This window comes from Dyella monticola (assembly GCF_003363155.1).
Lineage (GTDB): Bacteria > Pseudomonadota > Gammaproteobacteria > Xanthomonadales > Rhodanobacteraceae > Dyella_B > Dyella_B monticola.
This window is the reverse complement of the sequence record NZ_QRBE01000009.1, coordinates 136,830-155,236: the sequence shown is the minus strand read 5'-3', so window position 1 is coordinate 155,236 and position 18,407 is coordinate 136,830. Positions and strand designations below refer to the sequence as shown.

At 60.9% G+C, this 18,407-nt stretch carries 15 protein-coding genes; 5 read left to right on the top strand and 10 right to left on the bottom strand.

Annotation, left to right across the window (positions count from 1 at the left end; genetic code table 11):
- Positions 1–112: 112 nt before the first annotated feature.
- From DWU98_RS15040 to DWU98_RS15030, 3 genes are read left to right on the top strand one after another with little or no spacing between them, the layout of a single operon-like run.
- On the top strand, positions 113–922 hold the full coding sequence (locus DWU98_RS15040; RefSeq protein ID WP_115496378.1) for a uroporphyrinogen-III synthase: 810 nt from the start codon (positions 113–115) through the stop codon (positions 920–922).
- Positions 923–931: 9 nt separating this feature from the next.
- On the top strand, positions 932–2,044 hold the full coding sequence (locus DWU98_RS15035) for a uroporphyrinogen-III C-methyltransferase (RefSeq protein ID WP_115496377.1): 1,113 nt from the start codon (positions 932–934) through the stop codon (positions 2,042–2,044).
- Positions 2,041–3,300, top strand: a complete 1,260-nt coding sequence (locus tag DWU98_RS15030) for a heme biosynthesis protein HemY (RefSeq protein WP_115496376.1) — start codon at positions 2,041–2,043, stop codon at positions 3,298–3,300. The genes DWU98_RS15035 and DWU98_RS15030 overlap by 4 nt, the downstream gene beginning before the upstream one ends.
- A 193-nt stretch (positions 3,301–3,493) precedes the next feature.
- Here DWU98_RS15030 and DWU98_RS15025 read toward each other — a convergent pair whose 3' ends face one another.
- From DWU98_RS15025 to kdpF, 8 genes are all read right to left on the bottom strand, one after another.
- On the bottom strand, positions 3,494–4,192 hold the full coding sequence (locus tag DWU98_RS15025) for a response regulator (RefSeq protein WP_115496375.1): 699 nt from the start codon (positions 4,190–4,192) through the stop codon (positions 3,494–3,496).
- Positions 4,189–6,846: a sensor histidine kinase gene (locus DWU98_RS15020; protein WP_115496374.1), complete on the bottom strand. Its 2,658-nt coding sequence runs from the start codon at positions 6,844–6,846 to the stop codon at positions 4,189–4,191. Before DWU98_RS15020 ends, DWU98_RS15025 begins: the two co-directional genes overlap by 4 nt.
- 151 nt (positions 6,847–6,997) lie before the next feature.
- Positions 6,998–7,579, bottom strand: coding sequence for a potassium-transporting ATPase subunit KdpC (kdpC, locus tag DWU98_RS15015; RefSeq protein WP_115496373.1), 582 nt, complete (start codon positions 7,577–7,579; stop codon positions 6,998–7,000).
- Between the two features lie 10 nt (positions 7,580–7,589).
- Positions 7,590–9,071: an outer membrane beta-barrel protein gene (locus DWU98_RS15010; RefSeq protein WP_115496372.1), complete on the bottom strand. Its 1,482-nt coding sequence runs from the start codon at positions 9,069–9,071 to the stop codon at positions 7,590–7,592.
- A 66-nt stretch (positions 9,072–9,137) separates the two neighbouring features.
- Positions 9,138–9,338 carry a hypothetical protein gene (locus tag DWU98_RS15005; protein WP_115496371.1) on the bottom strand — a complete coding sequence of 67 codons (201 nt, stop codon included), beginning with the start codon at positions 9,336–9,338 and terminating at the stop codon, positions 9,138–9,140.
- Positions 9,339–9,350: 12 nt separating this feature from the next.
- The gene (gene kdpB / locus DWU98_RS15000; protein WP_115496370.1) at positions 9,351–11,423 is read right to left on the bottom strand and encodes a potassium-transporting ATPase subunit KdpB; all 2,073 of its coding nucleotides are present in this window, start codon (positions 11,421–11,423) and stop codon (positions 9,351–9,353) included.
- Positions 11,424–11,442: 19 nt separating this feature from the next.
- Positions 11,443–13,245: a potassium-transporting ATPase subunit KdpA gene (gene kdpA / locus DWU98_RS14995; RefSeq protein WP_115496369.1), complete on the bottom strand. Its 1,803-nt coding sequence runs from the start codon at positions 13,243–13,245 to the stop codon at positions 11,443–11,445.
- Positions 13,242–13,334 (bottom strand): K(+)-transporting ATPase subunit F, encoded by a 93-nt coding sequence (gene kdpF / locus DWU98_RS14990; RefSeq protein WP_115496368.1) that lies wholly within the window; start codon positions 13,332–13,334, stop codon positions 13,242–13,244. Before kdpF ends, kdpA begins: the two co-directional genes overlap by 4 nt.
- A 652-nt stretch (positions 13,335–13,986) precedes the next feature.
- Here kdpF and DWU98_RS14985 point away from each other — a divergent pair.
- Both DWU98_RS14985 and DWU98_RS14980 read left to right on the top strand, forming a co-directional pair.
- Positions 13,987–14,895: an SGNH/GDSL hydrolase family protein gene (locus DWU98_RS14985; protein WP_158545069.1), complete on the top strand. Its 909-nt coding sequence runs from the start codon at positions 13,987–13,989 to the stop codon at positions 14,893–14,895.
- A 41-nt stretch (positions 14,896–14,936) separates the two neighbouring features.
- Positions 14,937–15,929, top strand: coding sequence for a trypsin-like serine peptidase (locus tag DWU98_RS14980; RefSeq protein ID WP_115496366.1), 993 nt, complete (start codon positions 14,937–14,939; stop codon positions 15,927–15,929).
- 120 nt (positions 15,930–16,049) lie between these two features.
- Here the strand turns inward: DWU98_RS14980 and DWU98_RS14975 are convergent, their stop codons facing one another.
- Together DWU98_RS14975 and DWU98_RS14965 are read right to left on the bottom strand one after the other, a co-directional pair.
- Complete coding sequence (locus DWU98_RS14975) at positions 16,050–17,591, bottom strand: trypsin-like serine peptidase (RefSeq protein ID WP_115496365.1); 1,542 nt, start codon at positions 17,589–17,591, stop codon at positions 16,050–16,052.
- A 236-nt stretch (positions 17,592–17,827) separates the two neighbouring features.
- Positions 17,828–18,406: an FUSC family protein gene (locus DWU98_RS14965; protein WP_115496363.1), complete on the bottom strand. Its 579-nt coding sequence runs from the start codon at positions 18,404–18,406 to the stop codon at positions 17,828–17,830.
- Position 18,407 lies beyond the last annotated feature (1 nt).

Here is an 18,407-nt window from a genome sequence, read left to right as displayed (position 1 = left end):
GATCCGTGGGTATGGACAACACGATTGACGTTTGCGCTGGCGCTGAACGACTCCCGCCCCTGCCAAGCAGCAGCGGCAGGCGTGAGCGCGGCATGACGGCAGAAGGGCTGGCATGAGCGCCCTTCTCGCCGATTGCATCGTCGTGATTACCCGCCCCGCCGGCACCGGCACGCGGCTGGCCAAGCAGGTCGCGGCGCTCGGCGGCAGGCCGCTGCTGTTGCCCGGCCTCTCACTGCGTGGCGCTTCCGATCCGCAACATGCGAAAGAACAATGGCTCCACGCGCAACATGATGATGTGCTGATCTTCACCAGCCCCGCTGCGGTGCGCTACGCGTTTGCCTTGGCGCCATGGCCTCAAGCACGCGACGGCGTCATCGCCGTTGGGCAAGGCACCGCACGCGCATTGAAACGCCATGGCATCGCCGCGCATGCCCCCGCCACGCGGCAGGACAGCGAAGGCGTGCTCGCGGTGCCTTTGCTGGAACACCTGCACGGAAAGCGCATTGCCCTGATCACCGCTCCAGGCGGGCGCGGCCTGCTCCGGCAACAACTCGCCGAACGTGGTGCGTGCGTGCGCGAAGTGCATGTCTATCAACGCACGGCACCCCGCCTGAGCCGCCGCCATAGCGAGTCGGCGCGGCAATTACCTGCCACGGCTTGCGTGCTGTTTTCCAGCGCGGAAGCGATCCAGAATCTCAAGCAGCAATTACCGTCGCCGGCATGGGAACAGTTGTGCCGGGCCACCGCCGTCGTCAGCAGCGAGCGGATCGAAGCAGCGGCCCAAGCGGCGGGATTCGCGTGCATTCACAGGGCTGCCTCGGCCGTGCAGGCCGATCTGCTGGCCGCGGCGTGCGCGCTTTGTTCACATCGCGTCCACGATGGCGGCGCCACGGGCTACGCAAAGAGTGCGAACAGGCCCTAACATGCGCGCATGAGCCAGGACGATCTCACTCCCGAACGCATGGTGCCCAGCATGGGCATGCCCTCCAACACCGACCGGCCCGGCCGCTCCACGCCGCCGACGCGCCCAGCGGGGGGTGCCCTGGCGCTGGCCCTGCTGCTGGCCCTGATCGCCATCATCGGCGTCGGTTACGTCGCCTGGCGCCAATGGCAGCTTCTGCACATAAACGCCAAGGCGCTCACTACTACCGCCACGCTGGAGCAGCGGGTCAACGCCATGGAACACACCCTCTCCGGCACCACCAGCCAGAGCAGCGTGCTGTTGCAGCGATTGAACGACGCCGACGAAGTGAATCGCTCCTTACGCGAAGAACTGCTGTCGCAAGACCAGCGTGTACGCGATCTGGAAGAGGCCGTAGGCAAGCTGTCGGAAAAAACGCTCTCCGGCCAGGACGCCATGCGTCTGGATGAAACCGAAGCGCTGCTGCGCATGGGCGCCGAGCGCTACAACCTCTTCCACGATGCCCAAGGCGCGGCGCAAGCCTTTGCACTGGCGAGCCAGACTCTGGCGGGCGTCACGGACGACGCCTTCAATGGCGTGCGCCAGAGCATCGATGCCGAACACGAAGCACTGGTGAAAAGCCAGACGGCCGATCCAGAGCAGTTGCTCGATAGCGTGATGGCGCTTCGCAACGATCTTCCCACCTGGCCGCTCAAGCCGCTGGATGAACCCACCACGCAAGCAAGCACCAGCGTGTGGGCGCGCTTTCGTCGTGCGCTGTACAGCGTGATCCAGATTCATCGCGACAACGGCGCACCAGTCGATATCGCCGATGCGCGCATCGCGCGCGAATTGGTCGCGCTGGACCTTGCCCAGGCACAGGCCGGGTTGCTGGCGTGGGACAACGATGCGAGTGCTGCAGCACTCAAGCGTGCCGATGCTGGCCTGGACGCGCAGTTCGATCCGCAATCGCCCGCGTTGCAACAAGCGCATCAACGCATCGCTACGCTGCTCACGCAGCTCAAGCCCGCCATACCGGTGAAGCTGGGCGCGGCGTTGGGCGAACTGCGCAATCTGCGCGCGGTGCACGCGCTCAAGCCCAGCCCGGATACCGCCGCGCCCTCGAACGGGGCCAAGCCATGAAGGTATGGCGCTGGATTCTGGCGTTGGTGATCATCGCCGCGCTGGCGGCGTTCTGCTGGCATTGGGTAGCCGAAGATCCTGGCTACGTGCTGGTGCGTTTCCGCGGTTATACCTTGCAAACAAGCTTGCTTGCCGCCGTGGTGCTGCTGCTGTTGGCATGGGCGGTACTCGGTGCCTTGTGGCGCGCGGCGCGTTGGCCTTTCGGTGCGTTTTCGCGCCGCCATCGTCGCGTAAGCCGGCAGCGGCTGGCCGATGGCCTGGTTGCATTGATGGAAGGGCGCCATGGCGATGCCGAGCGCGATCTGCATCGGGCCTCGCGTCTGAATGCATTGCGCGGCCCGGCGCTGCTCGCGGCCGCCGAAGCCGCGTCGCGTCGCGGCGAACACCCCCGGGCGCTGCAAGCCTTGGATCAAGCAGCGCAAGTGGCGCCGCAAGCCGCGCGTGTGCTGCGTGCGCGCGTGCTGCGTCGGGATGGTAAACCCGCGGAAGCCTTGACGCTGCTCACGCCCGAAGCCGACAGTGGCAGTTTGAGTCCGGGTGGCTGGCGCGAATTAGTGCTTGCCGCACTGGCAGCAGGCGATATGCGCCGCGCGCGCAATGCACTGGAACCGTTGCAAAAAAGCGGCGTCATGGGCACCCGCGCCTACAACGCGCTTGAAACACAGGTACTGATCGCCAGCATTCAAGCGGCCAGTGACGGTGCCGTGCTCAACGCGCTGTGGTCGCAATGGCCCAAGGCACAGCGTCGCGCGCCTGCCGTGGTGGATGCCTATGCGCGCAAAGCCGCCAGCTACGGGCTCGTGCTGCCGGCCATGGATGAAGTGGAATCGGCGCTGCGCCGCGAATGGTCGCCGCCCTTGGTGGAAACCTACGGATCGCTCGCCGGCGACGACCTGGATGCACGCCTGCGTCGCGCCGAAGGCTGGCTCGACGCGCACCCCAACGATCCCAGTCTGCAGTTGTCGCTTGGGCGCATGTGCGTGCGGCTGAAGTTGTGGAGTCGTGCACGCCAATATCTGGAGCGTTCGCTCGCGCTGGCGCCCAGTGCAAGTGCATGGGAAGCCTTGGGCGATGCATACACAGGCCTGGATGATGCGGCGCTCGCACAGCGTTGTTATCGCAACGCCATCGCGATGGTACGCGGTGATGTGACCGAGCCGTTGCCGGAAACCACGATGGTCGGTGGACGACTCGATACGCGGCCGATCGCGGTGGAAGAGCGCGACGTGCATGGGGTGCCGCGATTGAAGGAGTAGGCGTCCCCTTCGCAGTGCTCCACTTACGCCTCACCGTCTTTCCGGCGCACTAAGGCCGGAATCCAGTTTCAATACACTGTGCGAAGCACACCCTAAACATTTCCGTGTGCTGTGCACGGCATGTTTTTAACAGGGTTCCGGCCTTCGCCGGAGTGAGGCTGGAGCCAGACTCACCTTTACGGGAAAGTGGTGCTCATCCATTCCCCGACAAAAACCGATAACCCACCCCAGGCTCCGTCTTCAACCACCTCGGCGTCGTCGGATCATCCCCAAGCTTCTGTCGCAATTTGCCCAGCACGATGCGCAGGTAATGCGTATCGTGCACATGCGTGCCACCCCAGATCTCGCGCAGCAATTGCTGCTGACTCACCACGCGTCCGGCATGCCGCACCAGCATCGCGAGCACGGCGTATTCCTTGCGGGTGAGTGCGAGCGGTTCGCCGTCGAGCGCGACTTCGCGCAAGCCCAAGTCGATGGACAGGCGATCATCCTGGTAATGCGGAGATACTTCGGCGTTGGTGGCGCGACTGCGTAAGAGCGCGCGCAGGCGCGCCATCAATTCCTGGATGCCGAATGGCTTGGTCATATAGTCGTTGGCGCCGGCATCCAGCGCTTTGACTTTTTCCTTTTCCGTGTCGCGCACGGAAAGCATCAGCACGGGTACCTGCGTCCATTGACGCAGCTCGGCGAGCACTTCATGGCCTTCGCGATCCGGCAGGCCAATGTCGAGGATCACCACGTCCGGCGTGCGCGTCGCCGCCAGGGCGAGTCCCTCGGCCGCATTGGCGGCGAGCAACACCTCGTAACCCTCGGCGCGCAAACCAATGTCGAGAAACTTGCGGATCTGCGTCTCGTCGTCGATGACCAGCGCGCATAGATGGGTGGAACTCATGGCGTGGGTGGTGCCGGCAGGGGAAGGCTGATGCGAATGGTGGTACCAACGCCATCGCCGGGCAAGGCTTCCACGCTGCCGCCGTGCGCGCCGATCATGCCGCGGCAGATCGCCAGCCCCAGACCCGTGCCTTGCGGGGCGCGATCGCCGCGCGCCACGGAGTAGAACATGTCGAAAATGCGCGCGCGTTCCTCCTCCGGAATGCCGGGGCCGCGGTCCACCACGTCGATCATCAGGCGGTCGCCCGCCACGCGCATGATCACGCGCACGGCTTCGCCCGGTGGCGAGAAGCGTGCGGCGTTTTCCAGAATATTGAACAGCGCCTGCTCGATCAGCGCCGGATGCACAAACAGCAATATAGTTTCGTTGGGGAGCATGGTGTCTACGCGCAATTCGGGAAACAACTTGCGCATACGCGTGATGGCAGACGCTACGATTTCCGCGGCATCGGTCCAGTCACGATTGAGCTTGAGCGTGCCATGACCCAGGCGCGTCATATCGAGCAGATTCTGGATGTAGCGATCCAATCGCTGGCCTTCGCCGAGAATGGCCTCAAGCAGTTCTTTGCGTTCGCTCGCCGGCAGTTGATCACCGTAGTTTGAAAGCGTGCCGGCCGAGCCGATCATCGAGGCCAGCGGCGAACGCAGGTCGTGCGAAACGGACGAAAGCAGTGCATTGCGCAAGCGTTCGGTTTCACCCTGTACGCGCGCGCCTTCCAGTTCGGATGCGAGCCTGGCGCGTTCCAGCGCCTGACCGATATCCTGCACCATCGCCAAGGCCAGGCTGCGCCGTTCAATATCCGGCGCCGCGCCGCCTTCGAAGCGCAACGCCGCCACGCCCAGTTGATGATCTTCAGTGCCAAGCGGCAGCATCCAGCAGCGCGCGGCATTCAATGTATCGGTGAAGCGGCCCGCCGCTTCGGCGTGCTGTTCACTCCATTCGGCCGCGGCCAGATCCTGCGTGGTCAAGGAGAGCGTGCGTGGGCTGTTGGCCGCGATCTCCAACCGATGCTCGACATCCCGTGCGAGCACGGCCACTTCGCAGCGCAAGGCGCGGGCTAGCGCGGCTGCGCCTACATCACGAATGCCATGTGCATCCGTACTGGTCGAAAGGCGTTGTCCCAAGGTAAGCAATGCGTGCGAATAACTATGCGCGGCACGCAGCGATTCGACCTGGCTGGCCAGGCGTGTGGCGAGGCGGCTACAGATCAATGCCGCGGCGAAAAACAGCGTTACCGCGAGCACGTCGTCGGAACTGGCGATAGCCAGCGTATAGCGCGGCGGCGCAAAGAAAAAATTGTAGCCGAGGAAGCACATGGTGGCCGTATACACGGCCACCATCATGCGGGTACGCACCGCTACCGTGACGACGGCGGTGAGAAAAATAAGGGCGAGATTGGCGACCGAGAGGTAGCGATCGGCAAGGAAAGACAGACCCATCGCAACGACCGTGACGATGGTCGCGAAGATGTATTCGTCGCGGCGACCGTACGATGGCATCAGCCGCAGGCGCTTGCGTGCACGCAAGCGCTCGGCCGGCGTGGCGATGATGGTCAACTCCAGGTGTGCGCCGCGCCGGAGCAACTGTTGCGTCAGCGAGCGCCCGAGCATGCGCGCGATAAGCCGTTCGCGCGTGCGGCCAAGGATAATTTGACCGACACCTTCGCGGTCTGCGTGCACAAGCAATTCATCGGCGATCGCGTGGCCGCGTAACACCATGGCATCGCCACCGAGTCGGCGAGCCAGGCGCATGGCCGTGTCGATGCGTTCGCGTCGCGCGTTGTCCAAGGTGGCGCCGGTGTCGACGAACACGACGCCCCACGGCGCACCGCGACGTTCGGCGATACGGCGTGCGACGCGCACCAGGTATTCGCTTTGCGAATGACCATCGATAGCGGCCATGACCCGGCGGCGTACCGGCATTTTGCCGCCGCGCGCCAACATGTGCTCGCGCAGATCGCTATCGACGTGGCCGGCAACGGTATCCACCGCCAGTTCGCGCAAGGCAGCGAGGTTAGTGGGCGAAAAGAACGCATCCAGCGCCGCGGCGGCCGTTTCCGGCACGTAGACCTTGCCCTGGCGCAAGCGATCGATCAGTTCGCGCGGCGGCAAGTCGACCAGCACGATGTCCCGCGCGCGATCGAGAACTGCATCGGGCACGGTTTCGCGCACGGTAATGCCGGTAATGCGGCGCACCTGGTCGTTGAGGCTTTCCAGATGTTGCACGTTGAGTGCGGTGTAGACCTCGATGCCCGCATCCAGCAATTCGGCGATATCTTGCCAGCGCCGTTCGTGGCGACTGCCCGGCACGTTGCGATGCGCCAGTTCGTCCACAAGCAGGATGTCTGGCTTGCGCTCCAGCGCCGCATCCACATCGAACTCGGTGAAGTCGCGACCCTGATAGCTGAGCGTGAGGCGCGGCAGCATTTCCAGGCCTTCCAGCAGCGCCGCCGTCTCCGCGCGGCCGTGCGTTTCCACCAGGCCGATCACGACATCCACGCCTTGCCGCTTCAATTCGCGCGCAGCAGAAAGCATGGCGAAGGTTTTGCCGACACCTGGCGCGGCGCCGAGGAAGATTTTCAATCGGCGACTGCTTTCCTCCTGCACGACATCGAGCAGGGCGTCGGCGCGGGCGTCACGGAACGTGTCGGTCATGCGTGCATCTTATGCTCCCTTCCCGAGGTTCAGTAGGGGAGGGTTGGGGTGAGGCCATGTCGCGGAGGATTCATATCGTGTGGCAAGCGCGTGCAACCCCGCCCCGACCCATCCCTGCATGCAGGGGTGGAGCAGAGCGTGTGCAGGCAGATCACCGATTTGCCTGCGATGCATCCAGCGCCAGATTCAACTGCAGCACATTCACACGCGGCTCCCCCAGCAAGCCGAGCTGGCGCCCTTGGGTGAACTTCGCAACGAGTGCCTGCACCTGGTCTACGCTCAGATGCCGCACGCGTGCCACACGTGCCGCCTGATACTGCGCGGCGGCAGGGCTGATGTCCGGATCGAGACCGCTGCCGGAGGCCGTGACCAGATCCGCCGGTACCGGTGTAACGTTACCCGGATCGGCTTTGCGCAACGCGTCGATGCGTTGCTGCACTTGATCGCGCAAAGCCGTATTGGTGGGGCCTAAATTGGAACCATTGGACGCCGTGCCGCTGTTCGGCTGCGGCGTGGTCGCCGATGGACGACCCCAGAAATACTTGGGGTCGTCGAAGGACTGGCCGATCAGTTCGGAACCGATCGGCTTACCGCTCTTCTCGATCAAGCTGCCGTTGGCCTGATGCGGAAACAGCACCTGTGCCACGCCGGTGGCTACCAGGGGATATACCAAGCCGGTAACGATGGTCATCATTACCAACATAGAAACGGCATTGCGAATCAACCGGCTCATGGGAGTTGCCTCAGTAATGAAGGATTGCGTCAACTAACGCAGTGGCTTGGTAGTACTTCTTGCCGGCGTCGTAAGCGGGAAAATCGTAGGCGCGCTCGTAGCGGATTTCCGGGCGGATTTCCAGGTCAGGCGTCACCCAATGCGTCAAGCCGAGGGTATGACTGGAATAGCGCGTCGCGAATCCTGTACGTTGACCTTGCACATCATCATAAAACTCGTTGCGGAACGAGATCATGTTGTTGGCGTTTAACTCGACGTTGAAGTAGTTGACGATGCCATAAGCGGGGTTGATGCCCGTCGGAAAAGGCGGAGCTTCGCCCAATGGATAGCCGGGAACTCCCTCTGGCGCACCGGGCTGATCTTTCACGTAGATGTAGTAAGCCTCGGTCAGCATGTGGACGTTCTTGCTGAAGCGATGCCCCCATGTGGTCACGAATTCCTGCAGATTGTTATAGGTTTGCTTGTCGCCGTTATACGACTCGATGCAGGGGTAAAGCATGTCGTTGTTGGAGGCCGACACCCAGCGCACGCATGCCTGCAGGCTTGGGCGGCTGGAGCTGTTCCAGGGAGCGGAGTCATCCCCGCCATGCACACCAAGCTGGATCGTCCACTGATTGTTGAGCTTAGTGGTCGTAATGATGCCGACGTTGGTATAGGCATCCACCGTATAGAGGATGGAGTGTGTCAACAGGTAGTTCTCCGGTGAGAACTGCGCTTCGATATCCGGCAACGAAAGGTAGCGGCCAGCCGTTATCTGCATGCCTTGCGCGATCCACGGAATATATAAGTCGACATACCAGATCATCGGGTCGTCGCCGTACACCTTGCCGGGCAGCGGTTGATTGACACTGGAATTGTTCAAGAGCTGATTGCTGAATACACCCTTCATCGTGGTGTAGTGGTAGTCGTAGCCCCACAGGTTGTCGAAGTGGAAACCCCAATCGATATGATCGGTTTGAACCGTATCGGGCAAGCGCTCAATGCGGAACAGAAACTGATCGAACTCCACGCGATTCGGACGCGTGGCGTAGGACAGCGGATAGTTGGTGAAGCTCGAAGTGCTGAAATTGGCGGACGGGTTGATCCAGCCGTACGTTTCGATGCGGTTGCGCTGCATCCACTGGCCGAGCCTGGTGCAGCCCAGTGCCTTTTCCAGCGGATAGGTGGTGTTGGTGTCGGGCACGCCGATGGGTTCATCGACGCCACCGAGCTGCCATTCAGAGTTCGGGAAAGGAGGGGAGTCGAATGGTGCATCCATTCCCCGGCGTGCCGGCGTAGGGGCATTCGGATCCGCCGGCTGCGCATCCTCCTTGTATGCATCAACCAGGCGGTTGACGAAACCTCTGCTGCAGTCGCTGCTGCCAGTTGCAACAGGAGAGGCCGGCAGATTGCTCGCAGGCATCGTGCTGACGTTAGTGGATTGTGCCAACACCTGCGATACCGGCGCGACCGCCAGCATTATCGAAGTGACCAGAATGTTTTTGAAATACATGTCTTCCCCTCAAACAAACCGTTACTGGGCCGGCATCGCCCAGCAGCGACACCTAAGTGGGTTGGTTCAGATGCCGGCGTACCCGCCTAGCACATATTCGTCTTCCGCGGTCATTGGCGCTCGACTCGCGTCGACACTCCCCTTTGATTGACCTCGCATCGGAAGCTCAATCACCACATCGCAATCGGAATCATTGGATGAAACGCGAAGTTCCATTTGCGGGTGCATGGCGTCGGGCAGCGACACGGATAATTTCAGGGTTTGCATAACAACGCCTCCTCAGGCGAGTCCAAATAAGACCAGCAGCATATCGATCAGCTTGATACCCGCGAACGGCACCACGATGCCGCCAAGGCCATAAACCAACAGGTTCCGGCGCAACAGCTGCCCGGCACCCAGCGGGCGGTATTTCACGCCTTTGAGCGCCAGCGGAATCAAGAAAATGATGATCAGCGCGTTGAAGATCACCGCAGACAGGATCGCGCTTTGCGGCGTGGCGAGTTTCATCACGTTCAGCGCATTGAGCGCCGGATAGGTGGTGGCGAATGCCGCCGGAATGATGGCGAAATATTTTGCCACGTCATTGGCAATCGAGAACGTGGTCAGCGAGCCGCGGGTGATCAGCATCTGCTTGCCGATCTCCACCACTTCGATCAGCTTGGTGGGGTTGGAATCCAGGTCCACCATGTTGCCGGCTTCCTTCGCCGCCTGCGTGCCGGTGTTCATCGCCACGGCCACGTCGGCTTGGGCGAGCGCCGGTGCATCGTTGGTACCGTCGCCGCACATCGCGACTAGGCGGCTTTCCGATTGCATGGTGCGGATCAGTTTCAGCTTGGCTTCGGGCGTGGCTTCGGCAAGAAAATCGTCCACGCCGGCTTCGGCGGCGATGGCGGCGGCGGTGAGCGGGTTGTCGCCGGTCACCATCACGGTCTTGATGCCCATGCGGCGCAATTCGGCGAACCGTTCCTTAATGCCGCCTTTTACGATGTCCTTCAGTTCGATCACACCCAGCGCGCGTTCGCCTTCGGTGACGATCAGCGGCGTGGCGCCGCGGCGCGCGATGTCTTCGGCCATGCGCTTCACTGCCGGGGGCAGGTGGCTGCCGAGGCTGTCCAGATAACGTTCCACCGCATCCAGCGCGCCCTTGCGAATGCGACGCTCGCCCATATCCACGCCGCTCATGCGCGTTTGCGCGGTGAATGGCACGAATTCGGCGTGCAGTGCTTGCAGTTCGCGCTCGCGCAGATTGAAGCGTTCCTTCGCCAGTACCACGATGCTGCGGCCCTCCGGCGTTTCGTCGGCCAGCGACGCGAGTTGCGCGACATCCGCCAACGTGCGCTCTTCGATGCCGGGCGCGGAATGGAATGCCACGGCCTGGCGATTGCCGAGCGTGATCGTGCCGGTCTTGTCTAGCAACAGCACATCCACGTCGCCGGCAGCCTCCACGGCGCGGCCGGAGGTGGCAATCACATTGGCGCGGATCATGCGATCCATGCCAGCAATGCCGATCGCCGAAAGCAGCGCGCCGATGGTGGTGGGAATCAGGCACACCAGCAGGGCGATCAGCACGGTCAAGGTGATCGGATTGCCTTTGCCCGCCACCTGCACGCTGTAGATGGAATAAGGTAGCAGCGTGGCGCAGGCCAGCAGGAAGATCAGCGTGAACTTCGCGAGCAGAATGGTCAGCGCGATCTCGTTCGGCGTCTTGCGACGCGAAGCGCCTTCCACCATCGCGATCATGCGATCGAGAAAGCTCTCGCCTGGATTTTGCGTGATCTTGATCACCAGCCAATCCGACAACACCCGCGTGCCACCGGTGACAGCGCTGCGATCGCCACCGCCCTCGCGGATCACCGGCGCCGATTCACCTGTGATGGCGCTCTCATCGACGCTTGCAGCACCAAACAGCACTTCGCCGTCACCTGGAATCTGCTCGTTCGCTTCCACCAACACGTAATGGCCGGCGCGCAGTTCATTGGAAGGGCAAAATGTAACGGCTGCATCGCGTTTGGGCTCGGCGAGCTTCTTGGCGACCACATCCTTGCGCGTGCTGCGCAACGCCGCGGCTTGTGCCTTGCCGCGACCTTCGGCCAGCGCTTCGGCGAAGTTCGCGAACAGCAGCGTGAACCACAGCCACACCGTCACCCAGAAAATGAAGCCCGTCGGCGCTTCGCCGTGGCCCACCAGGGCTTGGATCCAGAGCAGCGTAGTGAGCACGCTGCACACGAATACCACGAACATGACCGGGTTGCGGAACTGCAAGCGCGGCGAGAGTTTGCCGAATGCGTCCGCAACGGCCTTCCAGATCAATGCACGATCAAACGTGCGGATAGCATGTGTATGCGAGGTCATGGATCGATATCCAAAAAGATCAGTGGGCCGACATCAGGTATTCAGCGATCGGGCCGAGCGCCAGCGCAGGCAGGAAGGTGAGCGCACCGACCACGATCACCACGCTGGCAAGCAATGTGACGAACAGCGGTGTATGCGTCGGCAGCGTGCCGGCGGAGGCGGGCACATGCTTCTTGGCGGCCACCGAACCGGCCAGCGCGAGCATTGCGATGGCTAGCGTGTAACGCGCCCAGAACATGCACACGCTCAGCATCACGTTCCAGAACGGAATGTTCGCGGTAAGGCCGCCGAATGCGCTGCCGTTATTGTTGCTGGCAGAGGTCACTGCATAGAGCATTTCGCTGAAGCTGTGCGCGCCAGGATTGCCCACGGTCGCCACGGCCGATGGCGTCATCACCGCGATGGCGGTGCAGATCACGACCAGCGCGCAGGGGATCAGCACGGCGAGGCTGGCCATCTTCATTTCGTACGCTTCGATCTTCTTGCCGAGGTATTCGGGCGTGCGGCCCACCATGAGACCGGCGATGAACACGGCCACCACGGCAAAGGCGAGCATGCCGTACAGACCGGAGCCTACACCGCCGAAGATCACCTCGCCCAACTGCATCAGCCACATCGGCACCAGGCCGCCGAGCGGCGTGAGCGAATCGTGCATGTTGTTTACGGCACCGCACGATGCCGCCGTGGTGATCGCTGTAAACAGACTGCTTGCAGCGATACCGAAACGCGTTTCCTTGCCTTCCATGTTGCCGCCCGATTGCAGGGCGGAGGCGTGCTGATCGATCGATAGCGTGTGCAGCACCGGGTTGCCAGCTTGTTCGGCCGCCGTGACACCAATCGCCAGCGGTATGAAGATCAACAGCATGGTGGCGAGAATCGCCCAGCCTTGACGTTTGTCGCCCACCATTTCGCCGAACGTGAGGCAGAGGGCGCCGGGGATCAGGAAGATCGCCAGCATCTCCAGAAAGTTGGAGAACGGTGTGGGATTCTCATACGGATGCGCCGAGTTTGCACCGAAGAAACCACCACCATTGGTGCCCAACATCTTGATCGCGATCTGCGACGCAGCAGGGCCCATCGGCAGCGTTTGCGTGGTGAGAGGAGCGAGCTTGGTGACAGGATTGCCGGCGGCATCCTTGACGGGGTTGCCCGCCGCATCGGTCACCGGGTTGGCGTACGTGGTGGTCTGTACGACTGGCACATCCACGTAGGCTTTGAAGTTCTGGATCACACCTTGCGACACCAGCAGCATCGCCAGCAGAAACGACAGCGGCATGAGCACGTACAGCGTGGTGCGTGTCAGGTCCACCCAGAAATTGCCGATGCCCTTTGCCGTCTTGCGCACGAAGCCGCGAACCACCGCGATCAACACCGCGATGCCGGTCGCCGCAGACATGAAGTTCTGCACCGCCAACGCCGCCATCTGTGTGAGATAGCTCATCGACGATTCGCCCGAATACGCCTGCCAGTTGGTATTGGTGACGAAGCTGATGGCGGTATTGATCGACAGATCCGGGCTCAGCGCCGGGAAATGCTGCGGATTCAGCGGCAGCCATTGCTGCACGCGCTGAAAGACGTACACCAGCACCATGCCGCACACATTGAACAGCAGCATGGCGATGGCATAACGCTTCCATCCCATGTCTTCGTGCGCATCGACGCCGCAGAGGCGATAGATGACGCGTTCGAACCCGGCCCCGGTGCGCGTAAGTCGGTTCGGTTCGTCGGCAAATACATGTGCCATATAGCTGCCCATCGGCTTGATGAGCACCAGCAGCACCACCAGAAAGATGCCGATCTGGATGAAATCGTTGGCAGTCATTCGAACCACTCCGGTTTCAGCAACGCCACGCACAGGTAAACCGTCAAAGCCACCGCGATGACGGCAGCCAATCCGTAGAAAAAGTTCATGGAAATCGCTCCGATAGGAAGTCGTGGCCGCGCCGTGCGCGGTTAGCTGCGTGGCCCCAGGCGATCGCAGAGCAACAGGAAACCAAGCGTGGCCACAGCCAGCGCGAAGCCGAAGAGTAGGTAGACAAAGTCCATAGGTGCCGCTCAAAGCCTTTCAGCTGCGCACTTTAGGCGCCGGCGTATAAGAAGCGGGTAGCGAAAACGGTGTCCCGCATAAACAACGCGTAAAAATTTTCGCTGCCGTAAAAGTGGGTGCCGCGCGCGTGCCGGATGGTTTCGCGCAGACGTAAGCGGCACTTTCGCCTTGCTCTGGCATGGCTTGCCGAAAAAGGCGCGACTGGCCCATTCCGATCATTGCGCTCATGCGTTAGGGATAAGGCGCGATCTGCATGAATGCATGCATCGGTGCCGCCGGTTTGCGTGAAAACGGTTATGTATTGCCGTTTTGAATGAGAAAATCAGGGGTTGGTTTTTATAGTGGCACTTACGCAGACTACAAGAGAAAAGTTTAAACCTACAAAAGAAATAATGATTATCTCAATCGCCAACGCTAATCAATGTGTTAATACGAACTAACAGAGGGTAATCCAGTAAAACGTAAACACCGTAGATGGTCCATGAGTATCCTCGTCGCAACCATCTGGAGGTTCGTATGTCCTCTTTACTGAAGGCGAATGCTTGCTCACCCGTCAACACCATAACCTTCGGACTCATCGTGTCCGGATTGGCGGTGAGTCCGATGATCCATGCGCAAACCCAACCTCAGCCACACTATGTGGCGGCGGGCGATTCGTATGCATCCGGCACCGGACTGAGTCCGCAAAAAGACGACAGCGGATGCGGACGTTTTGTCGAAAATCCATCCGCGATCCTGTCGGCCACGCTGAACTGGTCGGATGACGATCGCTCCTGCGGTGGCGCAAAAATAGCGACGGGATTTTTGCAGCCGCAATTCGATTTTCCGAACGAGCACCCTGCGCAGGTCGAAGCGCTCGGACCCGATACCCGATATCTCTCGATGCTGTTCGGCGGCAACGACACCAGTTATGCAACGTCGCTCTATCTTTGCGTCGGATCACAACAGAGCAATCCGGAAATTGGCGAGCCATGCAAACGACGCTACGAAGCTGACATTGAAGCCGGCATCGCAGTGCTGGGGGACGACTTGTCAGATGCGTTGGATGCAGCCCGCCAGCGAGCACCCAACGCCAAAATCGTTGTGGTCGGTTATCCCTCGATATTTCCCGAGAACAGTTTTGAATGTCCGTTTTCGATGGATGACTACGCAGGTCCGCTCACGCCCGCCGACATCAACTATTTCACCGGAGCCATGAAGCGCATCAATCGCGTGCTGGCGGACACCGCACGGGCGCACGGCGTTGCCTTTGCGGACATGGACCGGCACTTCCAAGGTCACGACGCCTGCAAGGAGCCTGCAGAACGCTGGATCGCCAGTATCAACGTGGAACCGGGCAATGGATGGAATTCGGCCTTGCATCCCAATCCAAGGGGCTACGCAGAAATGGCCGAGGTCATGAAAGCCGCATTTGAAAGCCAATGAAGACGTATCGCCAACGCACAGACCCATGAAGGAGAGTTGCCATGCAAAAGCTATCTCTGGCGTTACTGGGTGCGCTCGCTTTGATCGCTTCAGGGCATTCCCATGCCCAGGAAGCATTCTGTCCCGGCGACGACCAAATCTGCATAAGCCCCGAGGGGCCCGGGCGCGCTGCCATCGTCGACTTTTGGACCGAGGACAGGATGAAAGAAGCGTGGACCGTGTTCGGTCACGGTTCGACCGGCCCGGACAATCCCCTGGATCCGGGTGCTGATTTTTACGGCTATACCCTCGTGCCGCCATCGAGCTATCTACGTCCTCCGCACGCCCTGACCGGTATCCTTTTTTTTGAGGAGCCGGGCAGCCCCACGCCCTACAAGCACTGTTCGGCCTCGGTCATTCGTTCCGCACATCAGAATCTGATTCTCACCGCGGCGCATTGCATGCGCAGTACCGCTTCGTCCGGAACATGGCATAGAAACCTGATGTTTGTTCCTGCTTACAGCGAGCGCGAGGATGGCGTGCTGCAAACACCCTACGAAAAATGGCCGGTGGAGATCGCCTTCCTCCCATTCGCGTCGGCAGCGATATCCAGGTATGCCGATATCGCAGTCGCCCGCGTTTACGCCCTTCCTTCGGTGATCGGGCCCGACCGAACACTTGAAAGCGTCGTGGGGGGAAGCCTTCAGCCACGCATGAGCACCGCCTCTGTGACATTTCCGCTCGTCAGGTTCGTGGGTTATCCCGGGTTGAACGGCTTCAACCTCGTCCAGTACCCGATTGCGGCCCAGCGTCAATGTGAGACGCACACATACATCGATGACGCGGACGAGGCGACGGCACGCATGGTGGGGATACTCAACTGCTCGCCGCAATCGGGTAACAGCGGCGGCCCGATCGTCCAGATGCCGGGCAATCCCGGTGGATACGATGTGGTCGGGGTCATGGCCTACATCGACATGAACCCGCAGCCTCGGCTGTTGCCTGAAACATTCCTCCCGATCTATCAGGCAGCGAATGACGGTGTGGCGCCGTAGTTGAAAAAAGCCACGTCGTTGTGAACTGACCCCCAGAGGTTGGACGGGTGTCCAACCTCTGGGGGTCAGTTCATTGACAGGGCTTTTTTCGCGTCCCTGCGCTCTCTGTGTATATGGATTTTAAGGAATATAATCCCGTGTCGTGGGCGGCCCGGCGTTGTCTGCATAATCGGCACCGTATGCACAGAAGCGCCACGCTTGAGTGTTGTCGACCGTGACGTATTGGTTTCTCCTGTATCGCTGATAACCCTCGCGATTTTGGCAGTCAGTCTGCGCGACCGGCCCATATTTAATGAAGAGATCGACCAGCTCATGTTGCGAGAAAAGTGGCGCGACGCGGATGGCATCGCCGCCCGCTTGTTCGTGAATCTGCGGCGCCAAGGTCGGTGGCGTTTCATCGATCTGACGCAGCACAACGGTGGCATGTTCGTACGGTTGCCGGAATCCGCTCGGCGTTTGTCCGATCACGCATAGCGCATAGACACCTTCGGCGGCGGGCGTCTGAAGCGGAAGGAGCGATTGATCGATCGACGGATACGGGCCTTGGTAGCCATTGATGTTGGCGCAATCGACCGATCTGGCTGTACTTGTCTTGTACCAGATCCAGTCGAAGCTCTCTCCAATGCGCAGACCCCAGCGGGCCGAACGCGTTTCTCCGTCGATGGTTTCATTTCGCTGCGTGATCCAGTTTGGATGTTCTCGCTCCAGCGTCACGCCATTACCTGGATCCAATTGGGCCAGGTCCAGCGTTCCATCGTCGTTGAGTGCCCGGGCAATCCGGTCGACCGGCATGTAATAGCTGCTGCCTTCGCGCGAATAATCACCTGCGTCGGTGGGTTCGCAAGGACGCCCCAGCCCGCACCCGGTATAACCCGGCGTCACCGTGGTATTCAAAACACCCACAACGGTGGCATCGCCAAGCTGGAATACGGGAGAGCCCGATGTTCCACCCGCAACCCCTTCGCAATCGTTCGCTACGGCTGCGGACCAAAACCAGGGGTAATAGCCTTCGACCAGGTGCGTGGCCTCGGTCTGTGTGCGGCATAGGGAATGTCGCAGGAACTGTTCTTCGATCGGCACGCCGACGACCGGAATGTGCACCAGTTCAATCGCCATCTGCGGTGTTGCTGGCACACGCGCCAGCCGCAAAGGATGCACGCCTCTACCTGCCAACTGGCCGTAGGTAGCATTCAATTGCAGCACGGCAAGGTCGACACCTTTCATCGTGGCATACACCGTTCGACTCACCGCAACAGGTACGTGTTGCGAAGGTGTATCGATGAAATAGGCCGGTGTGTAGGACCAGTTGTTGCCTGCGGGTTGGTCGATGACAACGTCGTTGGCGCGCATGTCATCATTGACGCAGTGTCCGGCCGTCAAGATCAATGCGGGTTGATTGGGCGGTGGCGACATCGGTCCGGCAATCAGCGTCGCCGTGCAGTGGTAACCGCCTGACCCTGTCAGCAGCTTTCCAACCGGTATGAAGCGGTCGGCGCCGACATCGTCCGAACGCAGCAAAGGTGCATTCGTGAGTGCTGCGCCCGTCAATATGCCCGGCTCGGGCCGTTGTGCGGGGTCTTCGGAACGAACCGGTTCCGCCGCTGCCAAGCTGCTGCCACACAGCGCAAGGGCTAAGGACGTGATCAATCGCGTTTTGCTCATGGCACTACTCCTTGTGGTTAAGGACCGCACCCTCCCTCATCGATAGACATCGCAACGAGGCGATGCAGTTCGAGGCTAGCAAAAATGAAAACCCGAACTTTGCGGCCGAAATCACGCTTTTTTGTAGGATCGACCATGCATACGCAGCCATCGCGCAGCCGATTGCGAATACCCGCGTTGAACACAAGCGGCGCGTGCGACAAAAGCTACGGTCCCATCCAACGCTGCATGGGGCCTCAGGGCGATGCTTTGGTATCGCTACCTTGCCAGCGTTGTTCGAGTTTGTGCGCGATGCTGGTAACAAGCAGCGCACTGGCAATTCCGATGGTGACTTCGCCCAGGCGCGTGAGCGCAACCGACCAGAACGCGCCCGAGTGCGGTACCAGCATGACGATGGTGACGGTGGTGGCGCTTAGCTTGCCGGCATTACCGACATTGAAGCACCAGCACAGCACGATAGAGATCGCCATGGTGAGGGCGTAAACCAGGTAATTGTCCTGGGCGAGGTACGAACCGATCATCGCGATCGTCGCGCCGATCGCCGCACCCGTCACCTGGTCGATGGAGGATTTGCGCGTGTCCAGATAACTCTGTTGCGTTACCGCGATAGCCGTAAGCGCGCCCCAGAACGCCTGTTGGGTATGCAGCAGCAATCCAAATCCGTAGCCGAGACTTGCACCGGCCACAGCTTGTATGGCCAGCGACACACCGTTCGCCAGTCGATGTCCCCACGGCAAGCGCTGATAGACGTCTTCCAACTGCCGGTGGAAGTAGCCCAGTTCACGGCGGACGCTGCGGATGGGACGGGAGCTCATG